19 protein-coding genes and 3 pseudogenes are annotated in these 25,235 nt (G+C 71.5%); 11 read left to right on the top strand and 11 right to left on the bottom strand.

Annotated elements, in window-relative coordinates:
* Window positions 1–166: 166 nt before the first annotated feature.
* Entirely contained in the window at window positions 167–397 is a 231-nt protein-coding gene (locus K7C20_RS33120; protein WP_030079921.1) for a hypothetical protein, read from the bottom strand.
* Between the two features lie 5 nt (window positions 398–402).
* Between K7C20_RS33120 and K7C20_RS33125 the strand changes: the two are divergent.
* Window positions 403–1,199: pseudogene (locus tag K7C20_RS33125) on the top strand (HipA family kinase).
* Between the two features lie 221 nt (window positions 1,200–1,420).
* Window positions 1,421–2,059 (top strand): TetR/AcrR family transcriptional regulator, encoded by a 639-nt coding sequence (locus tag K7C20_RS33130; RefSeq protein WP_053208705.1) that lies wholly within the window; start codon window positions 1,421–1,423, stop codon window positions 2,057–2,059.
* A 222-nt stretch (window positions 2,060–2,281) separates the two neighbouring features.
* On the opposite strand, the gene K7C20_RS33135 is transcribed toward K7C20_RS33130, so the two are convergent.
* On the bottom strand, window positions 2,282–2,776 hold the full coding sequence (locus tag K7C20_RS33135; protein ID WP_030079917.1) for a peptidylprolyl isomerase: 495 nt from the start codon (window positions 2,774–2,776) through the stop codon (window positions 2,282–2,284).
* Window positions 2,777–2,921: 145 nt separating this feature from the next.
* Complete coding sequence (locus K7C20_RS33140) at window positions 2,922–4,190, bottom strand: aminotransferase class I/II-fold pyridoxal phosphate-dependent enzyme (protein ID WP_030079915.1); 1,269 nt, start codon at window positions 4,188–4,190, stop codon at window positions 2,922–2,924.
* 595 nt (window positions 4,191–4,785) lie between these two features.
* Between K7C20_RS33140 and K7C20_RS33145 the strand changes: the two genes are divergently transcribed.
* The 5 genes from K7C20_RS33145 to K7C20_RS33165 all read left to right on the top strand — a co-directional run bounded on the left by K7C20_RS33145 (window position 4,786) and on the right by K7C20_RS33165 (window position 12,133).
* The gene (locus K7C20_RS33145) at window positions 4,786–6,024 is read left to right on the top strand and encodes an MFS transporter (RefSeq protein WP_245170980.1); all 1,239 of its coding nucleotides are present in this window, start codon (window positions 4,786–4,788) and stop codon (window positions 6,022–6,024) included.
* Window positions 6,021–7,868: an alpha/beta fold hydrolase gene (locus K7C20_RS33150; protein WP_048829251.1), complete on the top strand. Its 1,848-nt coding sequence runs from the start codon at window positions 6,021–6,023 to the stop codon at window positions 7,866–7,868. The genes K7C20_RS33145 and K7C20_RS33150 overlap by 4 nt, the downstream gene beginning before the upstream one ends.
* Before the next feature lie 267 nt (window positions 7,869–8,135).
* Window positions 8,136–10,067, top strand: coding sequence for a RiPP maturation radical SAM C-methyltransferase (locus tag K7C20_RS33155; RefSeq protein WP_053208707.1), 1,932 nt, complete (start codon window positions 8,136–8,138; stop codon window positions 10,065–10,067).
* Between the two features lie 28 nt (window positions 10,068–10,095).
* Entirely contained in the window at window positions 10,096–10,767 is a 672-nt protein-coding gene (locus K7C20_RS33160; RefSeq protein WP_053208708.1) for a DUF5825 family protein, read from the top strand.
* A 244-nt stretch (window positions 10,768–11,011) separates the two neighbouring features.
* Window positions 11,012–12,133, top strand: a complete 1,122-nt coding sequence (locus tag K7C20_RS33165; RefSeq protein ID WP_053208709.1) for an NADH:flavin oxidoreductase — start codon at window positions 11,012–11,014, stop codon at window positions 12,131–12,133.
* A 373-nt stretch (window positions 12,134–12,506) separates the two neighbouring features.
* Here K7C20_RS33165 and K7C20_RS39330 read toward each other — a convergent pair.
* Window positions 12,507–12,632 (bottom strand): annotated as a pseudogene (locus tag K7C20_RS39330) (GNAT family N-acetyltransferase); the annotation flags it as partial.
* A gap of 325 nt (window positions 12,633–12,957) precedes the next feature.
* On the opposite strand from K7C20_RS39330, the pseudogene K7C20_RS33175 reads away from it, so the two are divergent.
* A pseudogene (locus tag K7C20_RS33175) lies at window positions 12,958–14,297 on the top strand (diacylglycerol/lipid kinase family protein).
* A 24-nt stretch (window positions 14,298–14,321) separates the two neighbouring features.
* Here the strand turns inward: K7C20_RS33175 and K7C20_RS33180 are convergent.
* The 5 genes from K7C20_RS33180 to K7C20_RS33200 form a co-directional block, all read right to left on the bottom strand.
* Window positions 14,322–15,056 (bottom strand): SDR family oxidoreductase, encoded by a 735-nt coding sequence (locus K7C20_RS33180; protein WP_030079906.1) that lies wholly within the window; start codon window positions 15,054–15,056, stop codon window positions 14,322–14,324.
* Entirely contained in the window at window positions 15,053–17,302 is a 2,250-nt protein-coding gene (locus K7C20_RS33185; RefSeq protein ID WP_030079905.1) for a xanthine dehydrogenase family protein molybdopterin-binding subunit, read from the bottom strand. The genes K7C20_RS33180 and K7C20_RS33185 overlap by 4 nt, the downstream gene beginning before the upstream one ends.
* A 9-nt stretch (window positions 17,303–17,311) precedes the next feature.
* Window positions 17,312–18,295 carry an FAD binding domain-containing protein gene (locus tag K7C20_RS33190; protein ID WP_030079902.1) on the bottom strand — a complete coding sequence of 328 codons (984 nt, stop codon included), beginning with the start codon at window positions 18,293–18,295 and terminating at the stop codon, window positions 17,312–17,314.
* Window positions 18,292–18,861 (bottom strand): 2Fe-2S iron-sulfur cluster-binding protein, encoded by a 570-nt coding sequence (locus K7C20_RS33195; RefSeq protein WP_048829250.1) that lies wholly within the window; start codon window positions 18,859–18,861, stop codon window positions 18,292–18,294. Before K7C20_RS33195 ends, K7C20_RS33190 begins: the two co-directional genes overlap by 4 nt.
* Before the next feature lie 244 nt (window positions 18,862–19,105).
* On the bottom strand, window positions 19,106–20,089 hold the full coding sequence (locus tag K7C20_RS33200; protein WP_030079898.1) for an alpha/beta hydrolase family protein: 984 nt from the start codon (window positions 20,087–20,089) through the stop codon (window positions 19,106–19,108).
* Between the two features lie 360 nt (window positions 20,090–20,449).
* Here K7C20_RS33200 and K7C20_RS33205 point away from each other — a divergent pair, with 360 nt between their 5' ends.
* Both K7C20_RS33205 and K7C20_RS33210 read left to right on the top strand, forming a co-directional pair.
* Window positions 20,450–20,980 carry a RipA family octameric membrane protein gene (locus K7C20_RS33205; protein ID WP_052414291.1) on the top strand — a complete coding sequence of 177 codons (531 nt, stop codon included), beginning with the start codon at window positions 20,450–20,452 and terminating at the stop codon, window positions 20,978–20,980.
* A complete protein-coding gene (locus K7C20_RS33210) occupies window positions 20,977–21,279 on the top strand; it encodes a DUF7701 domain-containing protein (RefSeq protein WP_030079893.1) in 303 nt (100 codons plus the stop codon). Before K7C20_RS33205 ends, K7C20_RS33210 begins: the two co-directional genes overlap by 4 nt.
* A 55-nt stretch (window positions 21,280–21,334) precedes the next feature.
* Here K7C20_RS33210 and K7C20_RS33215 read toward each other — a convergent pair whose 3' ends face one another.
* Together K7C20_RS33215 and K7C20_RS33220 are read right to left on the bottom strand one after the other, a co-directional pair.
* The gene (locus tag K7C20_RS33215) at window positions 21,335–22,021 is read right to left on the bottom strand and encodes a DUF4328 domain-containing protein (protein ID WP_078952926.1); all 687 of its coding nucleotides are present in this window, start codon (window positions 22,019–22,021) and stop codon (window positions 21,335–21,337) included.
* 138 nt (window positions 22,022–22,159) lie between these two features.
* Window positions 22,160–23,674 carry a hypothetical protein gene (locus K7C20_RS33220; RefSeq protein WP_053208710.1) on the bottom strand — a complete coding sequence of 505 codons (1,515 nt, stop codon included), beginning with the start codon at window positions 23,672–23,674 and terminating at the stop codon, window positions 22,160–22,162.
* 895 nt (window positions 23,675–24,569) lie between these two features.
* Between K7C20_RS33220 and K7C20_RS33225 the strand changes: the two genes are divergently transcribed.
* Window positions 24,570–25,163, top strand: coding sequence for a carbonic anhydrase (locus K7C20_RS33225; protein ID WP_030079883.1), 594 nt, complete (start codon window positions 24,570–24,572; stop codon window positions 25,161–25,163).
* Window positions 25,164–25,235 lie beyond the last annotated feature (72 nt).

A 25,235-nucleotide genomic window follows, 5' to 3' on the forward strand; every position in this document is an offset into this window, starting at 1 on the left:
AGGTGTCCACGGCACCAGTGCAGCGACGGCTCGCCCGAAAGGCAATGGGCGACACGGCGCGGGACATACGAAACCGGCCCCGCGTCCGGGTGGGGGCGTCAGCGGTCCGGGCGCTGCGTCAGGCCCGCCCCGGCCGGGAGGTCGCGCGTGCGCCGCCGGCGACGCGTCAGGAAGTGCCCGCCCGGCCGCTCTCGTCGGCGTGCCGGATGCGTGCGTGCTGCAGGGCGACGTCGAAGTCGCGCTGGGTGTCGTCACACCAGTGCAGCAGGTCGGTGAGGACCTGCCGCAAGGTCTCGCCGGGGCTGTGGCGCCAGCCCTCGCCCGAGAGCGTGTACGTCTGAAGGGCGCTCCGGGCTCTCCGTGACGGGACAGGGGCGGGAGCGTATGGCGGCAGCATCGGCGGTGCTCCGGAAGGTGACAGCCGTCCGGTACCTGACCCCGCTGAGGAACGGCGGCTCCGTCCCCGGTGTCGTCGAGGCCGACGATCTGGGGACGTACGTCGTCAAGTTCACCGGCTCGGCGCAGGGGCGCAAGGCGCTCGTCGCCGAGGTCGTCGTGGGCGAGCTGGCCCGGCGACTCGGGCTGCGGGTACCGGAGTTGGTCCTGGTGGACTTCGATCCGTCGGTCGCCGAGGAGGAGCCGCACCAAGAGGTGCAGGATCTGCTGCGCTCCAGCGCGGGGCTCAATCTCGGCATGGACTACCTGCCGGGAGCCGCCGACTTCACGCCGGACGGCCTGGCGGTCGCTCCGGCGGAGTCCGCCCGGATCATCTGGCTGGACGCGTTCACCGCCAATGTGGACCGCACGGTGCACAGCGCGAATCTCATGACCTGGCCGGCCTCCGGCCACCAGGAGCCCGCCTGTGGCTCATCGACCACGGTGCCTCGCTCGTCTTCCATCACCGGTGGGACACCGCGGCGGACGCCGTCGAAAAGGCCTATGACTTCCGGTACCACGCGCTCGGTTCCCGTCGCCCCGACATGGCGGCGGCGGATGCCGAACTCGCGCACCGCGTGACGCCCGAATTGCTGCGCGCGGTCGTCGCCGCCGTCCCGGACGAATGGCTCGCCGATGAGCCGGGGTTCGCGACGCCGGACGAGCTCCGCGAGGCCTACGTCGCCCACCTCGCCTCCCGCGCGAGAGCCTCCGCCCAGTGGCTCCCCACGGGTTTTCCCGCCAGTGAGCGGCTCGTCGACTGACATACCCGTACGCGGGCCGCCGGGTGGGAGCGTGCCGCAGGGGAGCCAGGTCTGTGCGCGGTCAGGTCCGCCCGCGCCGTTGACGTGAATAACCGGGCGGGAGAAAGGCGCCCTGGAAGCGCGTAGAAGCGCAACGCAAGAGTAATGCAAGTGCAATGCAAGCGCCCTGCATGACAAAGGTGCAATGCAGGGTAAATGTGCAAGGCGATCAGACTTGCGCCATGACGGAAGGGCTGCGGGAACGCAAAAAGCGGCAGACACGGCAACGCATCTCCGAGGCGGCCCTCGGCCTGTTCGTGGAGCGGGGTTTTGACCACGTCACCATTGCCGAGGTCGCCGCGGCGGCGGAAGTCTCGGTCAACACCCTCTACAACTATTACGAGGCCAAGGAAGACCTCGTACTGCCGCCGGACCAGGCCTCCCCGCAGCGGCTCGCCGACATCGTCCGCGCCCGTCAGCCCGGGGAGTCCGCCGCGCGGGCCGTACTCGACCGTCTACGGGACGAACTGCGGCGCCGCGACCGCAGCGTGGGCCTGACCGCCGGCTTCGGCCGTGCCTTCGACATGATGCGAGCCGCCCCCGCTCTCACCGCCCGCCTGGAGGACCTCGGCCGGCAGATGACCGACGCGCTCGCCACCGTCCTGGCGGAGGAGACCGGGGCAGCGCCGGACGACCAGATGCCGCGCCTGGTGGCCAGCCAGATCGGCTGGTTCCACTCGCTGGTCTACGCCGAGATCGGCCGGCGCATCGTCGCGGGCGGGAAGCCGGACGCGATCGCCGAAGCGGTGCTGCAACTCCTCGGTGTCGTCGAGGAGTTGCTGAGCGAACAGGCGCTCACCTACGCCGTGCGCGAGGGCTGACGCCCGTGGTGCGCTGACGGCGGCAGTGGTCCACGAGCGCGTCGGACGAGGCCGGAACCGGCACCTCGTCCGACGCCACGGGAGCTCTTCGACCGCCGTCCGTGCCCGGCCTGCCGGGGCCGGGGCCGACCCGAGGGGCTCACCGCCGCGCCGGGCCGTCGACCGGCGCCGGCCCCGGAGGGCCGGCCGGGACTGCCCGGCGCGGCGGATGCGCGGTGATGACTACGCGACCACGCCGGACTTGGCGATGGTGATCTGGGCGCGGGTGGTGCCGCCGTGGGAGCCCAGGGACTCGATCTTCCGGACGACGTCCATGCCCTCGACGACCTCGCCGAAGACGACGTGCTTGTTGTCGAGCCAGTCCGTGACGATGGTGGTGATGAAGAACTGCGAGCCGTTGGTGTTCCGGCCGGCGTTGGCCATGGACAGCTGGCCGGGCTTGGTGTGCTTGAGCTGGAAGTTCTCGTCCGCGAACTTCTCGCCGTAGATGCTCTTGCCGCCGGTGCCGTTGCCGTTGGTGAAGTCGCCTCCCTGGAGCATGAAGTCGGGGATGACGCGGTGGAAGCCGGAGCCCTCGTAGCCGAAGCCGTGCTGGCCGGTGGCGAGCTCACGGAAGTTCCGCGCGGTCTTGGGGACCACGTCGTCGAACAGGGTGAAAACGATCCGTCCCGCGGGATCGCCGTCGATGGTGATGTCGAAAAACACGTCGTTACTCATGACGGCATCCTTGCATCCCCGCTGGCCGGGGCGAGGCGCGGCCCCCGGCGCGGGGCGCGGCCACGGGGCCCTCGGCCGGGTCACGCGCGCCCCCCGCCCGGACCCGTCGTGCCCACGGGTCCGGGCGGCGGAGGGCGTGGGGCCGCTAACGGGCCTGCTGCTCGTATCCCGCGAGCCGGACGCAGACGGCGAGTCCTTCGATCGCCTGCTCCAGCTCCGCGAGGCCCGGGTAGCTGGGCGCGATCCGGATGACCGCGTCGCGCGGGTCGTCGCCGTAGGGGTGGGTGGCGCCGGCCGGGGTCAGCACGATTCCGGCCTCGGCGGCACGGCGTACGACCTCCTTGGCACAGCCGTCCGGCACCTCGAGGGTCACGAAGTAACCGCCCTTGGGCGAGGTCCAGGTCGCGAGCCCGGTTCCGCCGAGCTCGGTGTCCAGGATCCGCGCCACCGTCTCGAACTTCGGCTGGAGCACGGCGCGCTGGCGCTCCATGTGGGCCCGCACCCCGTCGGCGTCCCGCAGGAACAGGACGTGCCGCAGCTGGTTGACCTTGTCGGGGCCGATCGACCGCTTGGCGTTGTTGCCGAGCAGCCACTGCACGTTCGCGGGCGACGAGCCGAAGAACGCGACACCCGCGCCCGCCGCGGTGATCTTCGAGGTGGAGCCGAACACGAAGGCCCGGTCCGGGTTCCCGGCCTCGGCGCAGGCGGCGAGCAGACCGGCTATCTCGACGGGCTCGTCGGTGAGGTGGTGCGCGGCGTAGGCGTTGTCCCAGAAGATCCGGAAGTCGGCGGCGGCGGTGCTCATCGAGGCGAGCCGCGCCACGGTCGCGTCGCTGTAGCAGACGCCGTCCGGGTTGCTGTACTTCGGTACGCACCAGATGCCCTTGATCGCCGGGTCCTCGGCGACCAGCCGCTCCACGGCCTCCATGTCCGGGCCCTCGGCGGTCATCGGCACCTGGATCATGTCGATACCGAACCGCTCGCAGAGCGCGAAATGCCGGTCATAGCCGGGTATCGGGCACAGGAACGCGATCCGCTCCTGGTCCACCCAGCGCGACTCGGCGCCCGGCAGCACGCTCAGCAGGGCGTGCACCAGGCAGTCGTGCATCAGCTCGAGGCTGGAGTTCCCGGCCGCGAGCAGCTGTCCGGCCGGCACCTGGAGCACCTCGGCGAAGATCTCCCGCAGCTCGGGCAGCCCCTGGAGTCCGCCGTAGTTGCGCACGTCCGTGCCGTCGGCGGAGGTGTGCCGCCCGCCGGGCAGGCTCAGCAGGTCCGCGGAGAGGTCGAGCTGCTCCGGTGCCGGCTTGCCCCGGGTGAGGTCGAGAGAGAGCCCGCGGCCCACGAGGTCCTGGTAGTCCTGGCGGGCGCGCTCAAGGAGGCCGGTCAGGGCGTCGGGGCTCAACTCGGTGGTCATGGTGGTTCCTCTCACAGGTGCCGCTTCGATCGGTGGCGCCTGCCGAGAATACAAACCGGTGCGGGGGACCGGTCCGGGAGCCGTGCGTGGTGCGGGCAGTGGGCGGAATGTCCGGGGAATCCCGGGTGCGGTGCCGCCGATGGCGTCCGGCCCAGCTGTCCGCGGGGCCCGGAGCGGGGCGGGGTGAGGGCGGCCGAAGGCGTTCCCTGTCCGACATCTTGTGGCCTGTGTCACTGGCTGGTTAAGCTCCAGCACGCTTTAGGCACATTTCCTCCGCAAGTTGACCTATTGGTGCGGCAATCTTCACGATCTGCCCACGAAAACCGAGGTGGCTTCGCATGGAACGGCGATCAGCGACCCCGCGCGGAGGCGACTTACCGCACGGCTTACTGCACGGCATGCCGCATGGCTTACCGCACGGCATGCCGCACGGCTTACCGTCGGCGTCATCCCGGAGTGCGCCGGCGAACCGGCCCGTGAACGACCGGGCCGGGGCGGCGCTCGACGGCACCCGACACGGCGCCGTGCACGGCGCCGCGAGACCGGCCCCGGGCCGTCCCTGATGGCGCGGCCCGCTACGGCGGCGGCGTCCGCCGTGTCCCTGCCGCACGCCCGCCGCGACGTCCGGCTGTTCTGGGGCGCGGGTACCTGCGACGCACTCGGCAGTCAGGCGTCCGGGTTCGTTCTGCCGCTGCTGTTGCTGAGCCTGGGCCGTTCCCCCGCCGAGGTCGGCGCCCTCGCCGGGATCTCCGCAGCCGTCACCCTGGCCCTCGGTCCGCTCGCCGCCGTACCCGCCGACCGCGGGGCACGCAAGCAGGTGATGGTGGGCGCCGCGCTGGTGTCGGCCGCGGCGATGACCGGTGTCACCGTGGCCGTCGCGGCGGGCCCGGTCCCGTTGGCCGTGCTCCTCGCCGCCGTACTCGTCGAGCGGTGCGCGACCTCCTGCTACGAGGCCGCGTCACGGGGCACCGTGGCGCTGGTGTGTCCCCCCGAGGCGCACCGGCGTGTGCTGTCCCGATTGGAGGCGGGGGAGCGGGGCGCCCTCGTCCTCGGGCCCGCGCTGGGCGGGCTGCTCTTCTCCGTCGGCGCCTGGCTGCCGTTCCTCGTCGACGCCCTGTCGTACGCCGTCGCGGCGGCCGGCATCCACGCCATGCGCTCCGATCTGTCCGCACGGCAGGAGCAGCCGTCCCCGGCTGCCGCCCCGCACCGGACCTGGCGGGCCCTGGTCTCCGAAGCCGGGGCGGGGCCGGCCCTGATCCGCCGCGAACCCTTCCTGCGGCTGGCGCTCGTCTGGATCTCGGCCGTCAACGCGCTGCTCGTCGCGCTGTATTACACGACGGTCTTCGCCCTCCAGGACCACGGCGGGGGCGCGACCCCGCTCGGCCTGGTCCTCGCGTCGGCCGGGGCGGCCGGCCTGGCCGGCGCGCTGGCGGCACCCCGGCTGGTCCGCCGGCACTCCGCGGCGCGCGTGCTGGTGCCGGTGTCCTGGCTCATGGTGCCGCCCGCCGCGGCACTGGTGACGGCCCGCGAGGCCTGGCAGTTCGCGCTGCTCTTCGGACTCCTCTGTTTCCTGACGCCGCCGGCCACCGTGGCGCTACAGGCCCGGATCCTCCAGCTCACCCCACCCGGGCTCCAGGCCCGCACCGGCACCGTGCTGGCCACCACCTCCGGGGCGGCCGCGGCCCTGGCCCCGGCCCTCGCCGGGCTGGCCGCCGACCGGACCGGCGTCGCCGCCACCCTCACGGGCTGCGCCGTGCTGCTGGCCGCACTGGCGCTGTACGCGACCTGCGCGGCGCCGGCCGTCACCCGCGGCACCGGGGAGGAGCCGCTATGAGCGCGACCGCGGCACATACCGCCACACCGTCGTCCGGCACCGGCTTCCGGGTCTACCGATCGGCGCTCCCCGAGGTCTGCCCACGCGACCCGGCGCGCATGGCCCTGGCCGCGGACGCCGACGGCCGCTGCGAGATCTTCACCTGGAATGCCGCCACCGGCGCCGCACGCCAGGTCACCGACAGCCCGGACGGCACGCTGCACTGCGCCCTCGACGCGGACGCCCGGGTGTGGTGGTTCGCCGAGGACCGGGGCGGCCGCGGGCTCTGGTACTTCCAGGACTTCGAGGGCGGGCCGCGGCTCCGTGGTCTGACCGGCCTGCGGCCGGGACTCCCGTACGGCCTCGCGGTCAGCGACGCCGGCACCGTGGCCATCGGACTCGGGGACGGCCGTGGGATGACCGTCCACCTCGGCACACCGGGCGGCCCCGCCCGGCCGGTGCGCACCGTCGACGGCCACGCGCTGCTGACCGGCATCTCGCCGTCCGGCGGGCTGCTGGCGCTGTCGGGGGCGGCGGGTTCCGACCGTGCGGTCACCCTGGTGACCTGCTCCGGGGCGGTCCTCGACCAGCTCTCCGGACGGGGCGGAAGGCTGTGGGCGCTCGGCTTTGCGCCGACCCCGTCGGCCACCGAACTGCTGCTGGTCCAGGAGCGCAACGACCGCTACCGTCTGGCCAGTTGGCGGCCCGGGGCCGGACTGCGGCCGCAGGACTGGTGCCGCTTCGACACCGAGATCACCGCCCGCTGGTACCCCGAGGGACGACGGGTCCTCATCCGCCAGGACCGGCACGGCCGCTCCGCCCTCACCGCGGCCGACCTCGACCGACGCACCCTGACCCCGGTGCCCTGCCCGCCCGGCACGCTGCTCGACGCCGTCCCGCACCCGGGCGATGACGTACACTGCCTCTGGACCGACATGGCCACCCCGCCACAGATGCGCTCCACCGCCGGCACCCGGCTCCCGTCGCTCCCCGCCCTGCCCGCCCCGGTCCCCGGCCGGCACCGTGACCTGTGGACCCCCGGCCCGGACGGGCCCGTGCACACCCTGCTCAGCGCACCGGACCACGTCCCCGGCCGGCCGGCCCCGCTGGTGTTCCTGGTGCACGGCGGCCCCGCCGACCACGACCGCGACGCCTACGACCCGCAGGTGCACTCCCTGGTCGCCTCCGGGTTCGCGGTCGCACGGGTCAACTACCGCGGCTCCACCGGATACGGCCCCCGCTGGCGCGCCGCATACGGCGAGGGCGTCGGGATCACCCAGGTCGCCGATCTCGTCGCGGTCCGGGCCGACCTGCTCCGTCGCGGACTGGCCCGCGAGGACGCGATCGGCCTGTGGGGCACCTCCTGGGGCGGCTACCTGGTGCTGCTCGCCCTCGGCACCCGGCCGGACCTCTGGCAGGCGGGCGTCGCCGTCAAACCGGTCGCCGACTGCGCCGCGGCGCACCGCACGGGCACCCCCGCACTGCGCGCCTTGGACGAGCGGCTGTTCGGCGGCACCCCCGACGCCGTGCCCGAACGCTACGCGCGGAGTTCGCCGCTCCACTACGCGGCCGACGTCCGCGCCCCCCTGCTGGTGATCGCCGCCACCCGCGACGCCAAATGCCCGCCCGGCCAGGTCCGGAGCTACCTCGCTGCCCTGCGGCAGGCCGGCGTCGGGCACGAGTCCTTGTGGCTGGACACCGGCCACGACGGATACACCGGCGCCCACCACGTGACCGCCCTCCGGCGCGCCATGGGCTTCCTCGACCGCCACCTGCGCCGCGGCCCGCGGCCCACCGAACCCCCCGTCCCCCAGCGGACGGGGCCTCCGGGAGCACCGGCCCGACCGGCGCCCCCCGGAATGTGAGAACCGTTCCCGAAAAACCGACAGAACAGGAGAGCAGCCATGCAGAAGGACATCATCCACAACGACCCGCTCGCGGGTGACGAGGAGAACCGTAAGCCGGGCATCGGCATCACGGTGACCGTCCCGTTCCGCAACGCGGAGGACACCGAGGAGGACTGATCCTCGCCGGCCGGCCCGGTGCGCCACCCGGGCCGGCCGGACCGCCGTGCGTCACCGGCCGGACACCGGCCGCCTCCCACCCCGCCCCGCCGCCTACGAGGAGCCGACATGCGCGTCCTGCTGGTCAACATGCCCTGGTCCCCGATCGACCTCCCGTCCCTCGCCCTCGGCATCCTCCGGCGGAGCGTCGACGAGCGCACCTCCGGCCACGCCGATGTCCTGCACGCCAACCTGGAGTTCACCGACTGGATCACCCGGCGTACCGAGTTCACCGCGGACGACTACCAGTTCTACGCGCTCTCCTCGTACTTCATGGGATGCGGCGACTGGGTGTTCTCCTCCGCCCTCTACGACGACCCCGAGTGGCGGGTACCGGAGTTCAATGCCTCGATGCGCGGCAAGCTGCGCGACGCGCGGCTGCGGATGTCGCACGAACTGCACCGCGTGGTACCGGAGTTCGTTCAGGAGACCGCCGAGCGGATCGTCGCGGCCGGCCCCGACGTCGTCGGCTTCACCTCCACCTTCCAGCAGAACACCGCCGCGCTCGCCGCCGCCAAGTACGTCAAACGCCTCGCCCCGCACATCAGGACCGTCATGGGCGGCGCCAACTGCGATGCCGAGCAGGGCGCGGCCGGCCACCGCAACTTCCCCTTCCTCGACTTCGTGGTCCGCGGCGAGGGCGAAGCCGCCTTCCCCCAGCTGCTCACCGCCCTCGACGAGGGCGGAGACCTGTCCGCGGTCCCCGGCCTGTGCCACCGGGGCCCTGACGGCACCAGCACCGCGAACCCCATGAGCACCAGCCCGCTGCCACCCGCCACCATCCTGCCGCCCGACTACAGCGGCTACTTCGAGCGGCTGGCGTCCTCCGTCGCCCGCAACTGGGTGGAACCCAAGCTCGTCGTCGAGGGGGCCCGCGGCTGCTGGTGGGGGGAGAAGCACCACTGCACTTTCTGCGGACTCAACGGCTCCTTCATGCAGTTCCGCAGCAAGAGCCCGGAGATCTTCTACGAAGAGATCATGGACCTGGCACGCCGTCACCGTGTGCTGGACATGTACGTCGTCGACAACATCCTGGACATGGGCTACCTCAACACCGTCCTGCCCCGCATCGTCGACAGCGGCTACGACCTGCGGATGCACATCGAGATCAAGGCGAACATGCGCCGTCCCCAGCTGCGCACCCTGGCCGAAGCCGGAATGATCTACGTTCAGCCGGGCATCGAGAGCCTCAACAGCCGCGTCCTCGACCTGATGGACAAGGGCGTGAGCGGCTGTCAGAACGTCCGAATGCTCCGCGACGGAGCCGAGACCGGACTCTCCGTCTCCTGGAACTACCTCCACGGCTTCCCCGGCGAGACCGCCGCCGACTACGAGCCCGTCATCGCCCAGTTACCGGCACTGGAGCACCTCGATCCGCCGGTCGACCTGTCCGCCCGCATCGCCATCGAACGCTTCAGCCCGTACTTCAACCGGCCCGAACTCGGCTTCACCGGTCTGCGTGCCGAGGAGCACTACCGCTTCACCTATGACCTGCCCGAGTCCGAACTGCACGACCTGGCCTACGTCTTCGAGGCCCCCGAACGCGGCATCGGCGAGCCCACCGTCACCTCCCTCAACGACGCCCTCGGCGCCTGGCGGAAACACCACACGGACAGCAGGCTCACCCACACCGACCTCGGCGACCGCATCGTGCTCGTCAGCCGCAGACGCGCCTTCGACTGGCGGGCCATGGAGCTCACCGAGCCCACGCAGACCGCGGCCTTCCGGCTCCTCGACCAGCCGCACGCCCCCGCCGCACTGACCCGCAAACTCGCCGCGCGCCTGCCCGGTCATCCGGTCGACGAGAGCGCCGTGCACGCCCTGCTCCAGCACTGGGTGACGCTCGGGCTGGTCTTCACCGACGGCGGCCAGTACGTCCACCTGGCACCGGCGGCCGTCAACGAGGACCTGCTGCGGCTCGACTTCATGCGCCACAGCCACGCCGCGCCCGCCCCGCAGGAGCAGCCGGACGCACCGGCCCGCGCCGTCGTCCACGCCTGAGCGCCGCCCGGCCCCCGAGGAGACCGTCATGACCTGCACCACGCCCGCCCCCCGGGCACTGACACTCGCCGCATGGCGGGACTACGACGAGGACGCCTGCACACTGCCGGGCATGAGTCTGGGCGAACTCGCCCTGGCCGGACCGCCGGAGGAGCACGCCGCCCGGCTGTGGGAATGCGGGGTACGCCGTGCCCGGCTCGCCGAGGACATCGACCTGACCTCGGTCGACGACCCCGACGCCGCCGCGCACGCGGTCCGGCGGCTGTGTCTGGTCCGCGATCTGACGGCCCGTGCCGTGCTGGTCCAATGGCAGCTGCGGCTGCCCGCGGAGCCCGATGACGGATGGCGCGACCTCAGCCATCTCCAACCGCCCCGGACCCTCACCGGCCCCGCCGACCCGGCGGCCGCGCTCACCCAGTGGCGCAACGAGCACTACCTCTGCAAGTGCCTGTGGCGCCAAGGCCCCGGCTTCGTCCAGATCCGCGACCGCAGGTGGGGCAACCTGCGCCGGTTCACCGCGGACGAGCCCGAATACCGCGAGGCCATCGGCCGGCTGGCCTACGGCGCCCCGCTGTCGGCCGTCCCCGAGGCCATCGCCGCCGACTTCCTGGAGGAACGGCTGGTCGCCCGCACCGGAGGGCTGCTGTGGTGGCTGCCGTACCGGGTCAACCGGTGGATCCAGGAGGCGATGGCCGTCTGAGGGCCGCGGGACCTCCGTGGGGGCACCGCCCCGGCCCGGCCTCCGGGCCGGGGCGGGCCGTCTGCCATGTCCCATCGTCCTCGCGACCTCTCGGCCTCGCGTGCGCCGCGCAGCGGGGCGACGACTGTGGCGCAGACGACAACGGGAAGCGGATGACGCAGTCGCTGTCGCGTGTTGCGAACAGCGGAGCGTTCACCTGCCGGCGGCGTTCCGCAACCGCCCTCTCGTCCTAGGAGACCCGCACGTGCATACCAGCGATACGGCCGCCCGCGCGGCTCAGGTGCTCTCCCGCCCCTTCAGCCTGGGCGGCCTCACCGTGCCGAACCGGATAGCCATGGCGCCGATGACCCGCGAGTTCTCACCGGGCGGCGTCCCGGGCGCCGATGTCGCGGACTACTACGCGCGCCGGGCCGCGGGCGGGGTCGGCCTGATCATCACCGAGGGCACCTATGTCGATCACGCGGCCGCCGGGACCAGCGGCGCCGTGCCCCGTTTCCACGGAGAGGACGCGCTCGCCGGCTGGGAGCACGTGGTGCGGGCGGTGCACGCGGCGGGCGGGACGATCATGCCGCAGCTGTGGCACGTCGGCATGGCCCGCGAGGCGGGCGCGCCGCCCTTCCCCGACGCCCCGCCCTCCGGCCCGTCCGGGATCGCCCTCGACGGCACCCCGGCCGGCCATGCCATGACACAGCGGGACCTCGACGACGTCATCGCGGCGTTCGCCGAAGCGGCCCGAACGGCCGAGCGCCTCGGCTTCGACGGAGTCGAGCTGCACGGGGCCCACGGCTATCTCATCGACCAGTTCCTGTGGTCGGGCACCAACCGACGCACCGACGCCTACGGCGGCAGCCGCACCGCCCGTACCCGCTTCGCCGCCGAGATCGTGGCGGCCGTCCGGGAAGCCGTCGCACCAAGCTTCCCGGTCGTCTTCCGTATGTCCCAGTGGAAGATGAACAACTACCAGGCACGTCTCGCCGACACCCCGGAAGAACTCAACGAGATCGTGGCGCCGCTCAGCGACGCGGGCGTCAGCGCCTTCCACTGCTCCACGCGCCGCTACTGGCTCCCGGAGTACGAGGACTCCGACCTCAACCTCGCCGGGTGGGTCAAGAAGCTCTCCGGCAGGCCGACGGTCACCGTCGGCTCCGTCGGTCTCGACAACGAGTTCATCGGGACGTTCCAGGGCGAGCAGTCCGGAGTCACCGGCGTCGAGCGCCTGCTGGACCGCATGGAGCGCGACGAGTTCGACCTCGTCGCCGTCGGACGGGCCCTGCTCGGCGACCCGGAGTGGGCCACCAAGGTCTTCGAAGGCCGCACCGACGAACTCCTCCCGTTCGACGCCTCGATGCTGCGCACCCTGAGCTGACGCCTCGCGGCGCTTGCTGTACATGGCCGGGTGGGCCACGGCGGCGCGCCGCCGAGGACACCGCTGCCCCTCGCGCTGAGGGGCAGCCGGGCCGGTGAGGCACGAAGAGGCCACCTCCCGTAGCCCTCAGGGCCTGTCCTGAGGTCCGGGCGGGCTCGAAGGCCGTGTGTGTTCCGGTGGAGGTTGGCCTTGCCGATCCTGAAGCGGCTTCCGCCCCGTGTGCAGGCAGCGGGATCTCGAAGTGCACGGTCCCGGAGCCCGCTCCGTGTTCGCCGGTGGTCCTGGCGTCGAAGACCTCCTTGGCGATGCTGTTCCAGAAGCCCTGCGCGCCGGGGATGTTGACGTGGGTGTGGAGGTAGACGCAGTCGTATCCCTCCGTGGCGGCGGCGAACTCGCACGCCCTTCGCACCATGGCGCGGGCCAGTCCGCGGCGCCGGTGCTCGGGCCGGACATAGATGCGTACGAGCTCGCCGCGGAGGCGTAGCGCCCGGCCAGCCATCACGGATGCGGTGGATGCGCCGGCCCGCGGGAGAGCAGTCCGGCGGTGGCCACGACCTCGTCGTGGGACAGAGCGACGATCAGCCGATGCCGGCAGCTGTTCGTCTACTCCGCCCGGCCCGGCAGCCCCGGCGACGACGCGCTGCGCCTGCTGCGATAGCTCGCTGCGGACCGGGCAGTCGGCGGGCCACCACCCCGGCGGCATCGGGGCGGCCCGGCCCGGCGACGCCGGACGAGGCACGCCGCCCGTGCCTGGCGGCGGGGGAGGAGGGCAACGAGGATGGAGCGGAGGGGAGGACGGTGGAAACCGCGGGAGGTCTTCACGCGTGGACAGGCGTTGGGCCGCACGGCTGGCACTTGCGGCGGGAACGGCGGCGCTGCTGGTCCTGCTGGTGTTCGCCGGGCTCCGTGGCCTCGTGCTGGTGGCTGTGGGGCTGGCCGGGTCGGCCGCCACGGCGGCCGGCCTGTGGTGGGTGCTCGCGCACATAGGTGTGGTCAGGGCGCTCGGTCTCCTACTGGCGGTGTGCGCACCGGTCGCCGTCCTGACGCTCTACGCATTCGCCGGGCTGCTGTGGGTGGTGCTCGTCTCGCTCGCCCTGTGGACGCTTGCCGTCGTCACGGGCAGAACGGCACTGGCACAGGACACCGGCCCGGCGCCCCCGCCTGAACGCCCGGTCGCTCCTCCGAAACGCCCCTTCCTCATCATGAACCCGCGCTCGGGCGGCGGAAAGGTCGAGAGGTTCCACTTGGCGGACAAGGCCAGGGCTCTCGGCGCCGAAGTCGTCGTGCTGGATCCCGCCCGGCCGCAGGACGTGGCCGAGCCGGCGAGGCGGGCCGTCGACGACGGCGCCGACCTGCTCGGCGTCGCGGGCGGCGACGGTACGCAGGCCCTGGTCGCGGGCGTGGCGGCGGCGCACGGCGTGCCGTTCGTCGTCATCTGTGCCGGGACCCGCAATCACTTCGCCATGGACCTCGGCCTCGACCGTGAGGACCCCTCGGCGTGCCTTCAGGCGCTCACCGACGGCGTCGAGCTGCGCGTCGACCTGGGATTCATCGACGTGGGGGAGCCCACGCCGGAAGGCCGGGGGCGTGTCTTCGTCAACAACGCCTCCTTCGGCGCGTACGCGACCGTGGTGCAGAGCCCGGCCTACCGCGACGACAAGGCCCGCACCACCCTTCAGCTGCTGCCCGACCTGCTGACCCACCACAGCGGCCCACGCCTGAAGGTGCACGCCGAGGCCGTGACCGTCGACGAGCCCCAAGCCGTCCTGGTGAGCAACAACCCCTACCGGGTGGGAGATCCCGCGGGCCTGGGACGCCGGGAACGGCTGGACTCCGGCGTCCTGGGAGTGCTCGGCGTCAAGGTCGACAACGCGGTCCGGGCGGCCTCGATGCTTCGTGGCAGACGCGGGCCCGGACTGACCTCGACCGCCGCCCAGGAGGTGGTCGTCGATGCCGACGCACCCGCCATCCCGGCCGGCGTCGACGGTGAGGCCCTCACCGCCCCCGCCCCGTACGCTGCTGGACCGCACCGGGCGCCCTGCGCGTACGACTGCCCCGCCACCGCCCCGGCGTGCCGCGCGGCAAGCCCCCGATGAATTGGCGCAGGGTACGCCGGCTGGCCCTGACGGTGGGCAGGGCCGCGGCGGGACGTGACACCGGTTGACCAGCGCCGGCCGCTCCCCCCGGTTCAGGCCGTGAGCCAGTCCCGGTAGTGGGTGGGAGCGATGCGGGCGTCCTTCCCGGGGAGGAGGACGGCGCCGGGTACCGCAGCGAACATCCCCGCCGTGTCGTCTGTGGTGACGGTGCGTTCGTCGCCGCGGGCGGCGAGGGTGAGCCTGCCGAGTTCGTCCAGTGCGAAGACGTCGGGGCCGGCGATGGCGCGGGTGGCCTGGAGGGGGCCGCCGATGGCTACGTCGGCGACGGCCCGGGCGACATCCGCCGATGCGATGGGCTGGAGGGGAGTGGAGGGCAGGCGGACGGTCTCCTCGTCGGCGCTCCAGGACAGGACCGCTTCCATGAACTCGAAGAACTGGGTGGCGCGGACGATCGAGTACGGGATGGGCCCGGCCTTGAGGACGTTCTCCTGAAGGACCTTGGCCCGGTAGTAGTCGAGGTCGGGCACGTGGTCCACGCCGACGATGGAGAGGATGACGGCGTGGCCGACACCCTCTTGCCCGGCGGCCGCGAGGAGATGGTCCATCGTCTTCTCGAAGAAGGCGGGTGACGCGCTGTCGAAGGTGGGCGAGTTCGTCAGATTGAGGACGGCATCGGCCCCCCTCAGGGCCTGGGGCAGTCCCTCCCCGGTGAGGAGGTCCACGCCGGTGGACTGCGCGTGCGGTACCGCTTCGTGCCCGGCCGCCTTGAGGATCGCCACGACCTGCGTGCCGATGAGCCCGGTTCCACCGATCACCGCGATCTTCATGTCGTACCTTCCTGGCTCCACCCCTCCATGGGGGGCAGTCCGGGCAAGACCTTCTCGAGCGTGATGGGGAAGTCGCGCACACGTATCCCGGTGGCGTTGAACACCGCGTTCGCGACCGCCGCACCGGCCCCGCAGATGCCCAGCTCACCGACGCCCTTCGCGCCCAGGGGGTTGGCTTTGTCGTCGTACCCGTCGAGTACGACGGCGTCGATCTCGGGGATGTCGGCATGGACCGGAACCAGGTATTGCGCGAGATCCCGGTTGACGAAGGCGCCGGATCGCAGGTCGACGACGGCCTCTTCCTCGAGGGCCGCACCGGCCCCCCAGATCATGCCGCCGATCAGCTGCGAGCGCGCCGTCTTCGCGTTGAGCACGCGCCCCACCGAGAACACGCCCAGCATCCGCCGCAGACGGATCTCGGCGGTGTCCGCGTCGACCCCCACTTCGGCGAAATGGGCGCCGTAGGTGTGGATCGAGTAGGCCGCGTAGTTCGGGTCATCGCCCATGAAGAGGGTCTGGCCCTCCGCCTCGATACCGTCGGGATGGTTGCCTGCGACGATCTCGCTCAGTGCCTGGGACGCGCCACCGATGCGCACGCTGCCCTCGGCGAACACGGCGTCCGCCGGGTCCAGGCCGTGCAGCGGAGAGCGCGCGTCGCCGCGCGCGGTGACCAGCAGCTCCTCCCGCAGGGCCGCGCACGCCCGATGCGCCGCGGTGCTCGAGTTGGCGGCGCCCCACGAGCCACCGGACCCCCAGCTGGCGGGAAGCCCGGAACGCCCGAGCTCGATCCGCACCCGCTCGGGCGGCAGTCCGAGCCCGTCGGCCGCGACCTGGGTCAGGACGGTGTAGGTGCCCGTGCCGATATCGGTCATGTCCGTCTGGACGACGGCGGTGCCGTCCGCCTCCAAGCGCACCCGCACCGATGTCGGCCCTTGGAAGTGCCCGCGGATGGCGGCCGACATGCCGTAGCCGACCAGCCACCGCCCCTCGCGCACACCCGCCGGAGTGGCGGATCGTTGCTCCCAGCCGAACCGGCGCGCGCCTTCGCGCAGGCAGTCGACCAGGTGCCGGTCGCTGTACGGCACGTCCCGCTCGGGATCCACGGTGGGCTCGTTGCGGATCCGCAGCTCGACCGGGTCCATCCCGAGCGCATGGGCCAGCTCGTCCATCGCCGACTCGACCGCCAGCAGGCCCGGCGCCTCGCCCGGGGCGCGGACGTCCGATCCGCGCGGCAGGTCGAGCGGCGTGAGCCGGTGGCTGGTCAACCGGTGGGGCGCGGCGTAGAGGCTGCGGGTCGTGGCAGCGGTCTGCTCGGCGAACTCCAGGTCGGGGTTGGTGTGCATGGTGACGTCATGGGCGATCGCCGCCAGCTGTCCGTCGCGCCCCGCCCCCAGGCGGACCCGCTGGCTCGATGTGGGGCGCACGCCGACGAGCTGGAAGACCTGCTGCCGGGTCAGCGCGACCTTGACCGGTTGGGCCAACGCGCGGGCGGCGAGCGCTGCCAGGATCGTCTCGGCATGGATGCCCAGCTTGGAGCCGAAGCCCCCGCCGACGAAGGGGGTGACGATGTGGATCCGCGCGGGGTCGACCCGAAGCGTGGCGGCGACCGAGCTCCGCGCCGCGTCGACGATCTGGGAGCTGACGTGGACGACCAGGTCCTCGCCACGCGGTTCCACCAGACAGGCGTGCGGCTCCATCGGCATCGAGAGTTCGTACGGGGTCGTGTAGAGCTGATCGACTCTCACGGCAGCGGCATCGAATCCGGCATCGAAATCGCCCACCGCAGTGTCGGTGGGGAGCCCGGCATTGACCACTTTCGGGATGTACGTCTCATCGTCCTCCGCAGCGAAGTCGAAACGACCCCGCCCGGTGGCGTACTCCACGTCGACGAGGTCGGCCGCCGCTCGGGCCTGCTCGAAGGTCCCGGCGACGACGAGTGCCACCGGCTCGCCGTAATAGTGAATGTCCGGGCTGGTCAGCACCGGCTGGGCGCGCCAGTATTCGAACGAGACGGACTCATCGCGCGGGCCCTGCTCCGGTGCATTGTGATGGGTCATCACCATGTGTACGCCGCCCGCGCGTTCGGCGTCCTCGGTGTCGATCCGGGTGATGCGGCCTTTGCCGATCGTCGCGCCGACGATGACACCGTAGAGCGGCCGGCCGGCCTCCCCGTACTCGTAGGCGTAGGTGGCCCGGCCGGCGACCTTCAGCGGGCCGTCAACGCGGTTGAGAGCTTGCCCGATCATCTCGCCTCCTCAGCTCGACCGGGCCGCTTGTGCCAGCGTGCGGCACAGCGTGCGCTTGGCCAGCTCGATCTTGAAGTCGTTGTCGCCCTGCCCCACGGCGTCGCGCAGCGCGGCCTCGGCGGCGTCGCGATAGGTGGCCAAGGTGGCGGGACGGCCGGCCAACGCGGCCTCCGCCTCGTGGGAACGCCAGGGCTTGTGCGCCACACCGCCGAACGCCACCCGCGCCGCACTGATCGTTCCCTGGTCGGTCGAGACGACAGCCGCCACGGAGACCAGCGCGAACTCGTACGACGCCCGGTCGCGCACTTTGCGGTAGATCTGCCGGCCCGGTGGGGGAGGGGGCAGGATCACACCGGTGATCATCTCGCCGGGCCCGAGCACGGTCTCGATGTCCGGTGTAGCGCCCGGCAGTCGGTAGAAGTCCGTGATGGCGACGCGGCGTACCGTTGCGGCGGCGTCGAGCAGCTCGATCTCCGCGTCCAGCGCGGCCATCGCGACGGCCATGTCCGAGGGGTGGGTGGCGATGCAGGAGTCACTGGCGCCGAGGATCGCGTGAATCCGGTTGAACCCGCCGATCGCCGAACAACCGGTGCCGGGACTGCGCTTGTTGCAGCCCGCGGCGGTGTCGTAGAAGTAGGGGCAGCGGGTGCGCTGCAACAGGTTCCCCCCGGTGGACGCCTTGTTGCGCAACTGGCCCGAGGCGCCGGACACCAGCGCCTGCGACAGCACCGGATAGCGGGTGCGGACGCGGGCATCGGCGGCCACGTCGGAGTTCGCCGCCTGGGCGCCGATCCGCAGTCCGCCGTCCGGCAGTTCCTCGATCTCCCGCAACGGAAGCCGGCTGATGTCGACGAGATGGCTGGGATGCTCGATGCCGAGCTTCATCAGGTCGAGCAGATTGGTGCCGCCGCTGATGAACTTCGCGCCGGTTCTGGACACCGCGGCGACGGCGGCCTGCGCGTCCGTCGACCGCTCGTAGGTGAAGGGCCTCATGCCGGGCCTCCCCCCGCGATGCCACGGATGGCCGCGACGATGTTGGGATACGCGGCGCACCGGCAGATGTTGCCGCTCATCCGCTCCCGGATCTCCTCATCGGTCAACGCGATTCGCGACGAGGCCACGTCGGCAGTGGCGTGGCTGGGCCAACCCGCCTCCACCTCGGTGAGCATGCCGACGGCCGAACAGATCTGGCCGGGAGTGCAGTAGCCGCACTGGAAGCCGTCACACTCGACGAAGGCGCGTTGCATGGGGTGCAGGTCATCGGGAGCGCCCAGGCCTTCGACCGTCACCACCTCGTCGCCCTCGTGCATGACAGCGAGCGTCAGACAGGAGTTGACGCGGCGGCCGTTGATCAGCACCGTGCAGGCGCCGCATTGGCCGTGGTCACACCCCTTCTTGGTCCCGGTCAGGCGCAGATGCTCGCGCAGCGCGTCGAGCAGCGAGGTCCGCGGATCCACCTGCAGCCGCCGCACCTGATCGTTGACGCTCAAGGTGATCGCCGGCAGCGGGGTCATCTCGCCCTGGCTCTGCCCCGCGGCGCCCCTCTCTGAATCGCTCATCACAGCCCGCCCTCCTCGCTGGGTGCGGTGTCACGCTGGATATGCCTCACCACTGTCGGGCGCGCTCCCCTGGCCCCCAGGGTCTCGCAAAACCATGACCGTCGCACCGCGAGGATTCCTTGTCACCGGGAGAGGGGCGGTGTGCCCGGCCACCGGCCTCACGCGGTGTACCTGGTCACCTACCGGACGGAACCTCGATCCCGCTCCCCGCACTCGTGGACGACCTGGTCGTGCCGTTGGCCCGCTACGGAGAAGGCGCCTCGTCGGCCTCCTTGGACTCGACGCGTCCGAGCGGGTCGGAGCCGGCCGTCAGCGCCTCACACGCTGCGGGCCAGGCCACATCCCCGGGGTAGAGCTCGGTACGGAGATAGGCCCAGGTGAGCCGCTGGACCACAGAAACGCGCCCGGGCTTCTCGTCCGTGGTCTCGGCGACGTCGTATCCGGAGACCCCGCCGAGCCCGTGCTCTGCGTCGAACAGGGTGAGCAGGGACTTGGGGCCCGGGGAGAGGAAGTACGGATCGGTGTGCCACTCCGGGCCCCGAACCGTCAGGTGGGCAGAGGCGTCCTTGTCGCCGGCGACCACGAGCGTGGGGGTCGTCATCGCGGAGAAGTCCGTGGTCAAGAAGAACGGAAGATTCCCGGCCACGGACTCGGTGAGAGCATCGCCGCCTCTGCCGGGCGCGGCAAGCAGTACACCCGCCTTGATCCGGGGCTCGGCCAGGTTCACTTCCGTTCCGTCGTGCGGATCCGTGAGCCGGGCGCCCAGCAGCAGGCTCGCGGTGTGCCCGCCCATCGAATGCCCGGCCACGGCCACTTTGCTCCGGTCCACGCGCCCGACGAGCTGCGGGACGGCGGCCTCGATCACGTCGAGCCCGTCGAGGACGCGCGTCATGTCCTCGGCCCGTGACCGCCAGTACAGCGGTGCCCCGGGGGTAGCGGGATCCAGGCTCAGTGTCCTCGAACTCAGGTGGGTGGGCTGGATCACGACGAAGCCGTGCGCCGCCCAGAAGTCGGCGAGGGGGGCGTAGCCGTTCAGCGAGGAGAGGTTGTTCGAGTAGCCCTGACCGTGCGAGAGGAGGATGACCGGCAGGCCGCTCCCGGTCATGGGCGCGGAGACCCGTACCTCCAGGTCCACGGCCCGGCCGGGAGCAGACAGCACCACCGGGCTGACCGAGAGGACGGGAGCGGGCGAGCTGAAGGCGTCGGCTGTGGAGGGCGATTCATTCATGAGGCGTATTTCCCTTCGATGGCCTCTGCTGCCGGTCCCGTTCGGACGGCGGCGGGCGAGGCGGTCGGGAGCGTCTTCGGTATCAGCGGAGCTGAAAACGGAACGATGTTCCGGTTAACATACGGAGCGGTGTTCCACTTTGTCAACGGCCGCCGGGGGAGCGGTGCATGGGTGCCCGCGACAAGCCCCTACGGGTGAGGTGCCGGCCCGAAGCAAGGGCGCCGACGCGCTGCGCACGACCAGCAGACGCGGTTCAACTGGCCGCGCACAGGCCGCCGTTCTCGACTGGATGCGAGCTGCGGCGAGGCGAGAGAGCCGTTTTCAAGAAGCAGGCTGTGCCTGATCGGTCGGGACGTCATCATGGTGGGCGTGATGCCTGATCCGCGCAGTGCACCGCCACCCCTCCCGGGCGGGCCCTCGGCCGGGGACGAGTCCGAGGCGGACCGTGAGCCGCCGGCGGTCCTGGAGCTGTACAAGCTGGCCGTGGAAATGGCCGACCGGGTGTCCGCGCGGCGGGGCCAGGCGAACGTCTTCTTCCTCTCCATCCAGACGGCCTTCGTCAGCGTGATCGGCGTGGCCTTACCGAATCTGCGACATGATCCGCTGTGGGTCGCGCCGGTCATCGCCCTGGCGGGGGTGGCGATCTCGATGACCTGGTGGCTGCAACTGCGTAGCTATCGCGACCTGAACCGCGCGAAGTTCGTGGTCATCCACGCGATCGAGACGCAGCTCCCGGTGCGGGTCTTCACCGATGAGTGGGCGCATCTGACGCGCGCACCTGCGATCCCCAGAAGGGTGCGCTACGCCGAACTCGGTTTCAGTGAGCGGATGATCCCCTGGATCTTCGTTCTCTTGCATGGCCTGCTGTGCTTGGGCAGGCTGCTCGCATGACCTACCTACGTGACGACGCACGACTCATCAGGTCCCACCTGCCCCCGCACGCCCGGCCGCCGCAAGACGCCGAGGCGCTGTTCCTCCTGTACGCGGTGCTCATGCGGGCCAAGGGCGAGCACGTCACGGAGGCGGATGTGCACGACGCCTGGGCGGCCTGGACGGAGATGCGCAACCCGGACCACGCCGCGCTCGTACCGTTCGATGCCCTGGATGAGGCGACCCAGCGTCAGGATCTGCCATATGCCGAGGCCATTCGGGCCGCAGCGGGTGAGCGCGGAGTGTCCGGGGCGCCGTGATGCGTACGGCCGACCACCGCCGCTTTCACCGCCGCGCGCCGCGCACACCCGTCCTTCACGCTGCGCTCCGAACGACCCTCTGGGTCTGCCATGCAGTGATGCGCCGGATGATGACAACGACCAGCACACCGGCGGCTGCGTCGAGCATCGTGCCCAGGGTGGACAGGTTCGCGGCGCGCAGCAGCCCCTCCTCGGTGATCTCCTCCGCCAGGTAGAACTGTGCGACGGACCGGCCGATGATCGTGCTGGCCACGAGCAGCGCCCACCAGACGACGACCAGGCCGCCGGGGACCGGCCGCCGGGCCGCGCTGGCCTTCCAGATGTCCGAGACGACCTGGTACGGAACCCACAGGTTGGCCACCGGGATGAACCAGCCGCCGACCACCCAGCCCCGGGACCGACGCTGGGCCGCGGTACCGCCGAACAACTCGGCGTTGACCCGCGCCCGCCACAACCAGACCAGGAACACCACGCCGGCGGAGATCCACACCACGAGCGTCGTGATCGACACCAGGCTGGAGAAGGAATCGGCCGCCTCGAGGTCCGCGACCGTCGCCGTCCCGGCCTTGAAGTCGTGGACGACGTGGTAGATGCCCCAGTCGGACACCGAGGCCAAGACTTCTCCCACGAGCACCAGCACGATCAGTGTCGCCGCGGCGGCCGCCGTGCCGGTCACCGTCCTGTACCGCTCCGGACCGGCCGGGCTCGCGCTCGTAGGTGTGCCCTGCTGCGAACCGTCCATGATTCCCCCGAATCCCGTGCAACGGCTGAACAAGCCTTGCGGGACACTACTCCGCAGTGGCCTGACATGTCCCCCGTTTCCAGCTTCTGGGGGCGTGCGGGGCTGTCACGCTGACGCCCCGGTGAGGGGAGGCCGGCGCTACCGGAGGCCGAGAGCTTGCAGCGCCCGGAACACGAGCCACAACACCAGGCCCACGGCCACGACCAGCGCGACGCCTTTCCCCAACGCCGTCTGCATGGCGAAAGAAGCCCTCAACACCATCGTCCGCCTACGCACCCCCACCGACGCCAGAGCCGCCTTCAAGGCGCGGACCGTCTGGTGCGCGGGCGTGCTCAGAGTCATCGACACCAGACCGGCTTCTTTGCCGCGGGCCACGAGGCGCGCGAGCCTGCCCCGCCGTCGCGTGGCGCCGGGCACGCGCCCCACCGGGTGCACCCGGGGCGTCCACTCGGGGTCGAAGGCGATGACCGCGGAGATCCAAGAGCCGCCCGCGGTCACCTCGTTCAGCCGGGACGGCGTCGGCAGGTGCTCGTCCAGCCGCTCGGCCACGCCCGGCAGTCCGCCGGGCGCCAGCAGGACCAGCTTCCGCGCGGGCTGGGTGGCGCGGGCCTGCCCGACCTCCCACCACAGCCCCTCGCCCAATCCCAGGCCCAGCACGATGAGTTGGGACAGCTCCATCAGCCGCAGGACCACAGGCTGCCAGTCGTCCTGCGGCAGATAGAACCGCGCCGCCCCCAGGTGCGGCAGCGGCTCCCCGGGTCTGCCCACCGCGATCACGGGGCCGAAGGCGCCCAGCGCCCCTGCGAGCTGCTCCTCCCGCGAATGGAGGTTGACCGGCGCCCCGTCGTCGACCCTGGCCGCGGTGTCGTCGTCGGCGAAGCTGCGCAGGTAGAGCACGGGTTGACGGCCGTCGGCCAGCAACGCCTGGGCCGCGCTGCGCGCCGAGCGCGGGCGGCAGTGGCGCAGGGTCAGGACACCGGCTCCCAGCGCGGCCAGGCCGCCGAGCAGCAGGAGCACCTGCGTCTCCAACGGCAGCTTGTAGCCCCGCTGCTGCGCCATGGTGACCGCGAAGGTGCCCGTCGCGAACAGCGCGTATCCGGCCCAGCTGCCCACCAGGAACACCGGTCGCCGCCACCACGGCTGATGCGGGACGAACCGGCTGACCACGTCGACGATTTCCGCGGCGCCCGATCGGCGACGTTGCCGCAGCCAGAGCGTGGGCACCAGGAGCACCCCGGCGGGCACCGCCCAGTACAGCGCGGCCGCTGTCGATGAGCTGACTTCCCGGTCGAGCCCCGCACGGTCCTTTTCGATCTCCGCGGCCAGCCCGGCGACATGCTCGCGGGCCAGGGAAACCCTGCCCTCCTCGGCGTAGCCGGCGGCGGCGGAGATCACCGACCGGCTTCCCCCCGACGGGGCGTTCTGCTGGAACCAGGCGTCGCTCCGCAGGAGGTGAGCGCGTGCGGACAGTGGCCCGTCGGCGTAGTGGTCCAGCGCGGCGACGAAGGCAGCAGCCCGCGACGGGGCGTCGCCGAAGCGGTCGCGGGCCCGCAGGTCCAGGAACGCGGTGACCGCCATGTGCAGCGCGATGTAGGTCGTGACGACCGTGATCGCCGTGATCAGCCGGGCAAACGCCCGTAAGCCGGAAGACACCTCAACCCACCCCAACCCACCTTGTTCACCTAGCCGGAGCACTTGCCGGAGCATCGCCGTCAGGCGCCGAGCGCGTCCAGTGGTACCACCTCGCTCCTCAGACCGTGGCCGGTTTCCGGGCAGAGCCCCGAACCAGGCGGCTACCGCGGGGTGTTCGCCGGTGTTCGAGCCCGTTTGCTGTTGCATCCGTCGGAGGCGGTCCAGCGGCGGGCGGAGGGGTATCACGCGCCCGCACCCCCGCCGCTGCCTCCTGCTCGGGCCACCGGCAGCAGTCCGCAGCCCCAGTCCGCAGTCCGCCCTGACGTGCACCGCCGGGCGCAAGTGAACATCGGGGGAACGGGACGCAACACCCTGGTGAAGGGCAGGGGTTCCGAAGAACCGGGGCGCTCGCGAAAGCGCTCTTTCGATCTCGCCCTCTAGGGCGTACGCCTGGGCACGTCGTGGCGTTCAATGCGCCAATTACCTTTATATGAATGTGCTTGACCATGGCTTGACCTCCGGGCGTGAGGTAATCTCCAGGCAAAGAGGTGTTCGCGGTAGCCAAGTGGGCCGCCGACGCGTTGACGCAGTGGCACGCATGCGGTCGGGCCAACGGCCGCATCAATCGGGGGAGATGCGCTGATGGAGTGGCGACGGATCCCACCCGATGCCGGGCGCCGGTCGACACAGTCGCTCCCGGACCACAGACGTTCCCGCTCCTACTGCTATGCGGTGGTGACGCGCTCCGCGCTGTAGACGCGAGCGCCGTCCCCTCTCGGGTCGCCTCTTCGCGTCAACGATGACGCGGGAAGCGCCGGCTGTCCGCCCTTCGGACACGCCGGCACACGTCCCTTCCACTGATGACCTGAACACACCGCGCCCCAAGCACGCTTGTGGGCGCAGGAGAAAGGCCACCATGAAGTCCCTGGTTGACAACGCACGATCCTTCACGACGCACGTCACGGAGCGTGCCGAGGAGTTCCGCGCCCTCGAGGCCGGTCAGAGCCCAGAAGTTCTCTTCATCACCTGTTCCGACTCACGCGTGGTGCCGTCCCTGATCACCGGCGCACGGCCGGGGGAACTGTTCGAGCTGCGGACGGCGGGCAATATCGTGCCCGAGTACAGCAGCGACCGGCCCAGCGGCGAGACGGCCACCATCGAGTACGCCGTGCGGGTGCTGGGCATCCGCGACGTCATCGTGTGCGGACACTCCCACTGTGGGGCGGTCAACGCCCTGGTGAGCGGGGACGATCTCTCCGGCGTGCCCGCCGTACAGGGCTGGCTGGAGCACGCGGCCTCCCAGCCCGAGACGACCACACCCCCTTCCCCCGACCTGGCAGAGGCGGTCCAGCGTCACGCGGTCGCCCAGCTGGAGCGGCTGCACGCCCACCCCTGCATCGCGGAACGGGTCGAGGCGGGATCTTTGAGGGTGCACGCCTGGTACTACGAGGTGCACACCGGTGCAGTGAAGGAGTACGAGCCGGGCGACAAGTCCTTCCGGCCGCTGTGACCCGCACCCGCCCGCCCCACGGGCCTCCGCGTACCCCTCCCTTTCCGCTTCCGCTGTGCGAGGAAGTCCACT

Source organism: Streptomyces decoyicus (genome assembly GCF_019880305.1).
In the GTDB taxonomy this organism is placed as follows: domain Bacteria; phylum Actinomycetota; class Actinomycetes; order Streptomycetales; family Streptomycetaceae; genus Streptomyces; species Streptomyces decoyicus.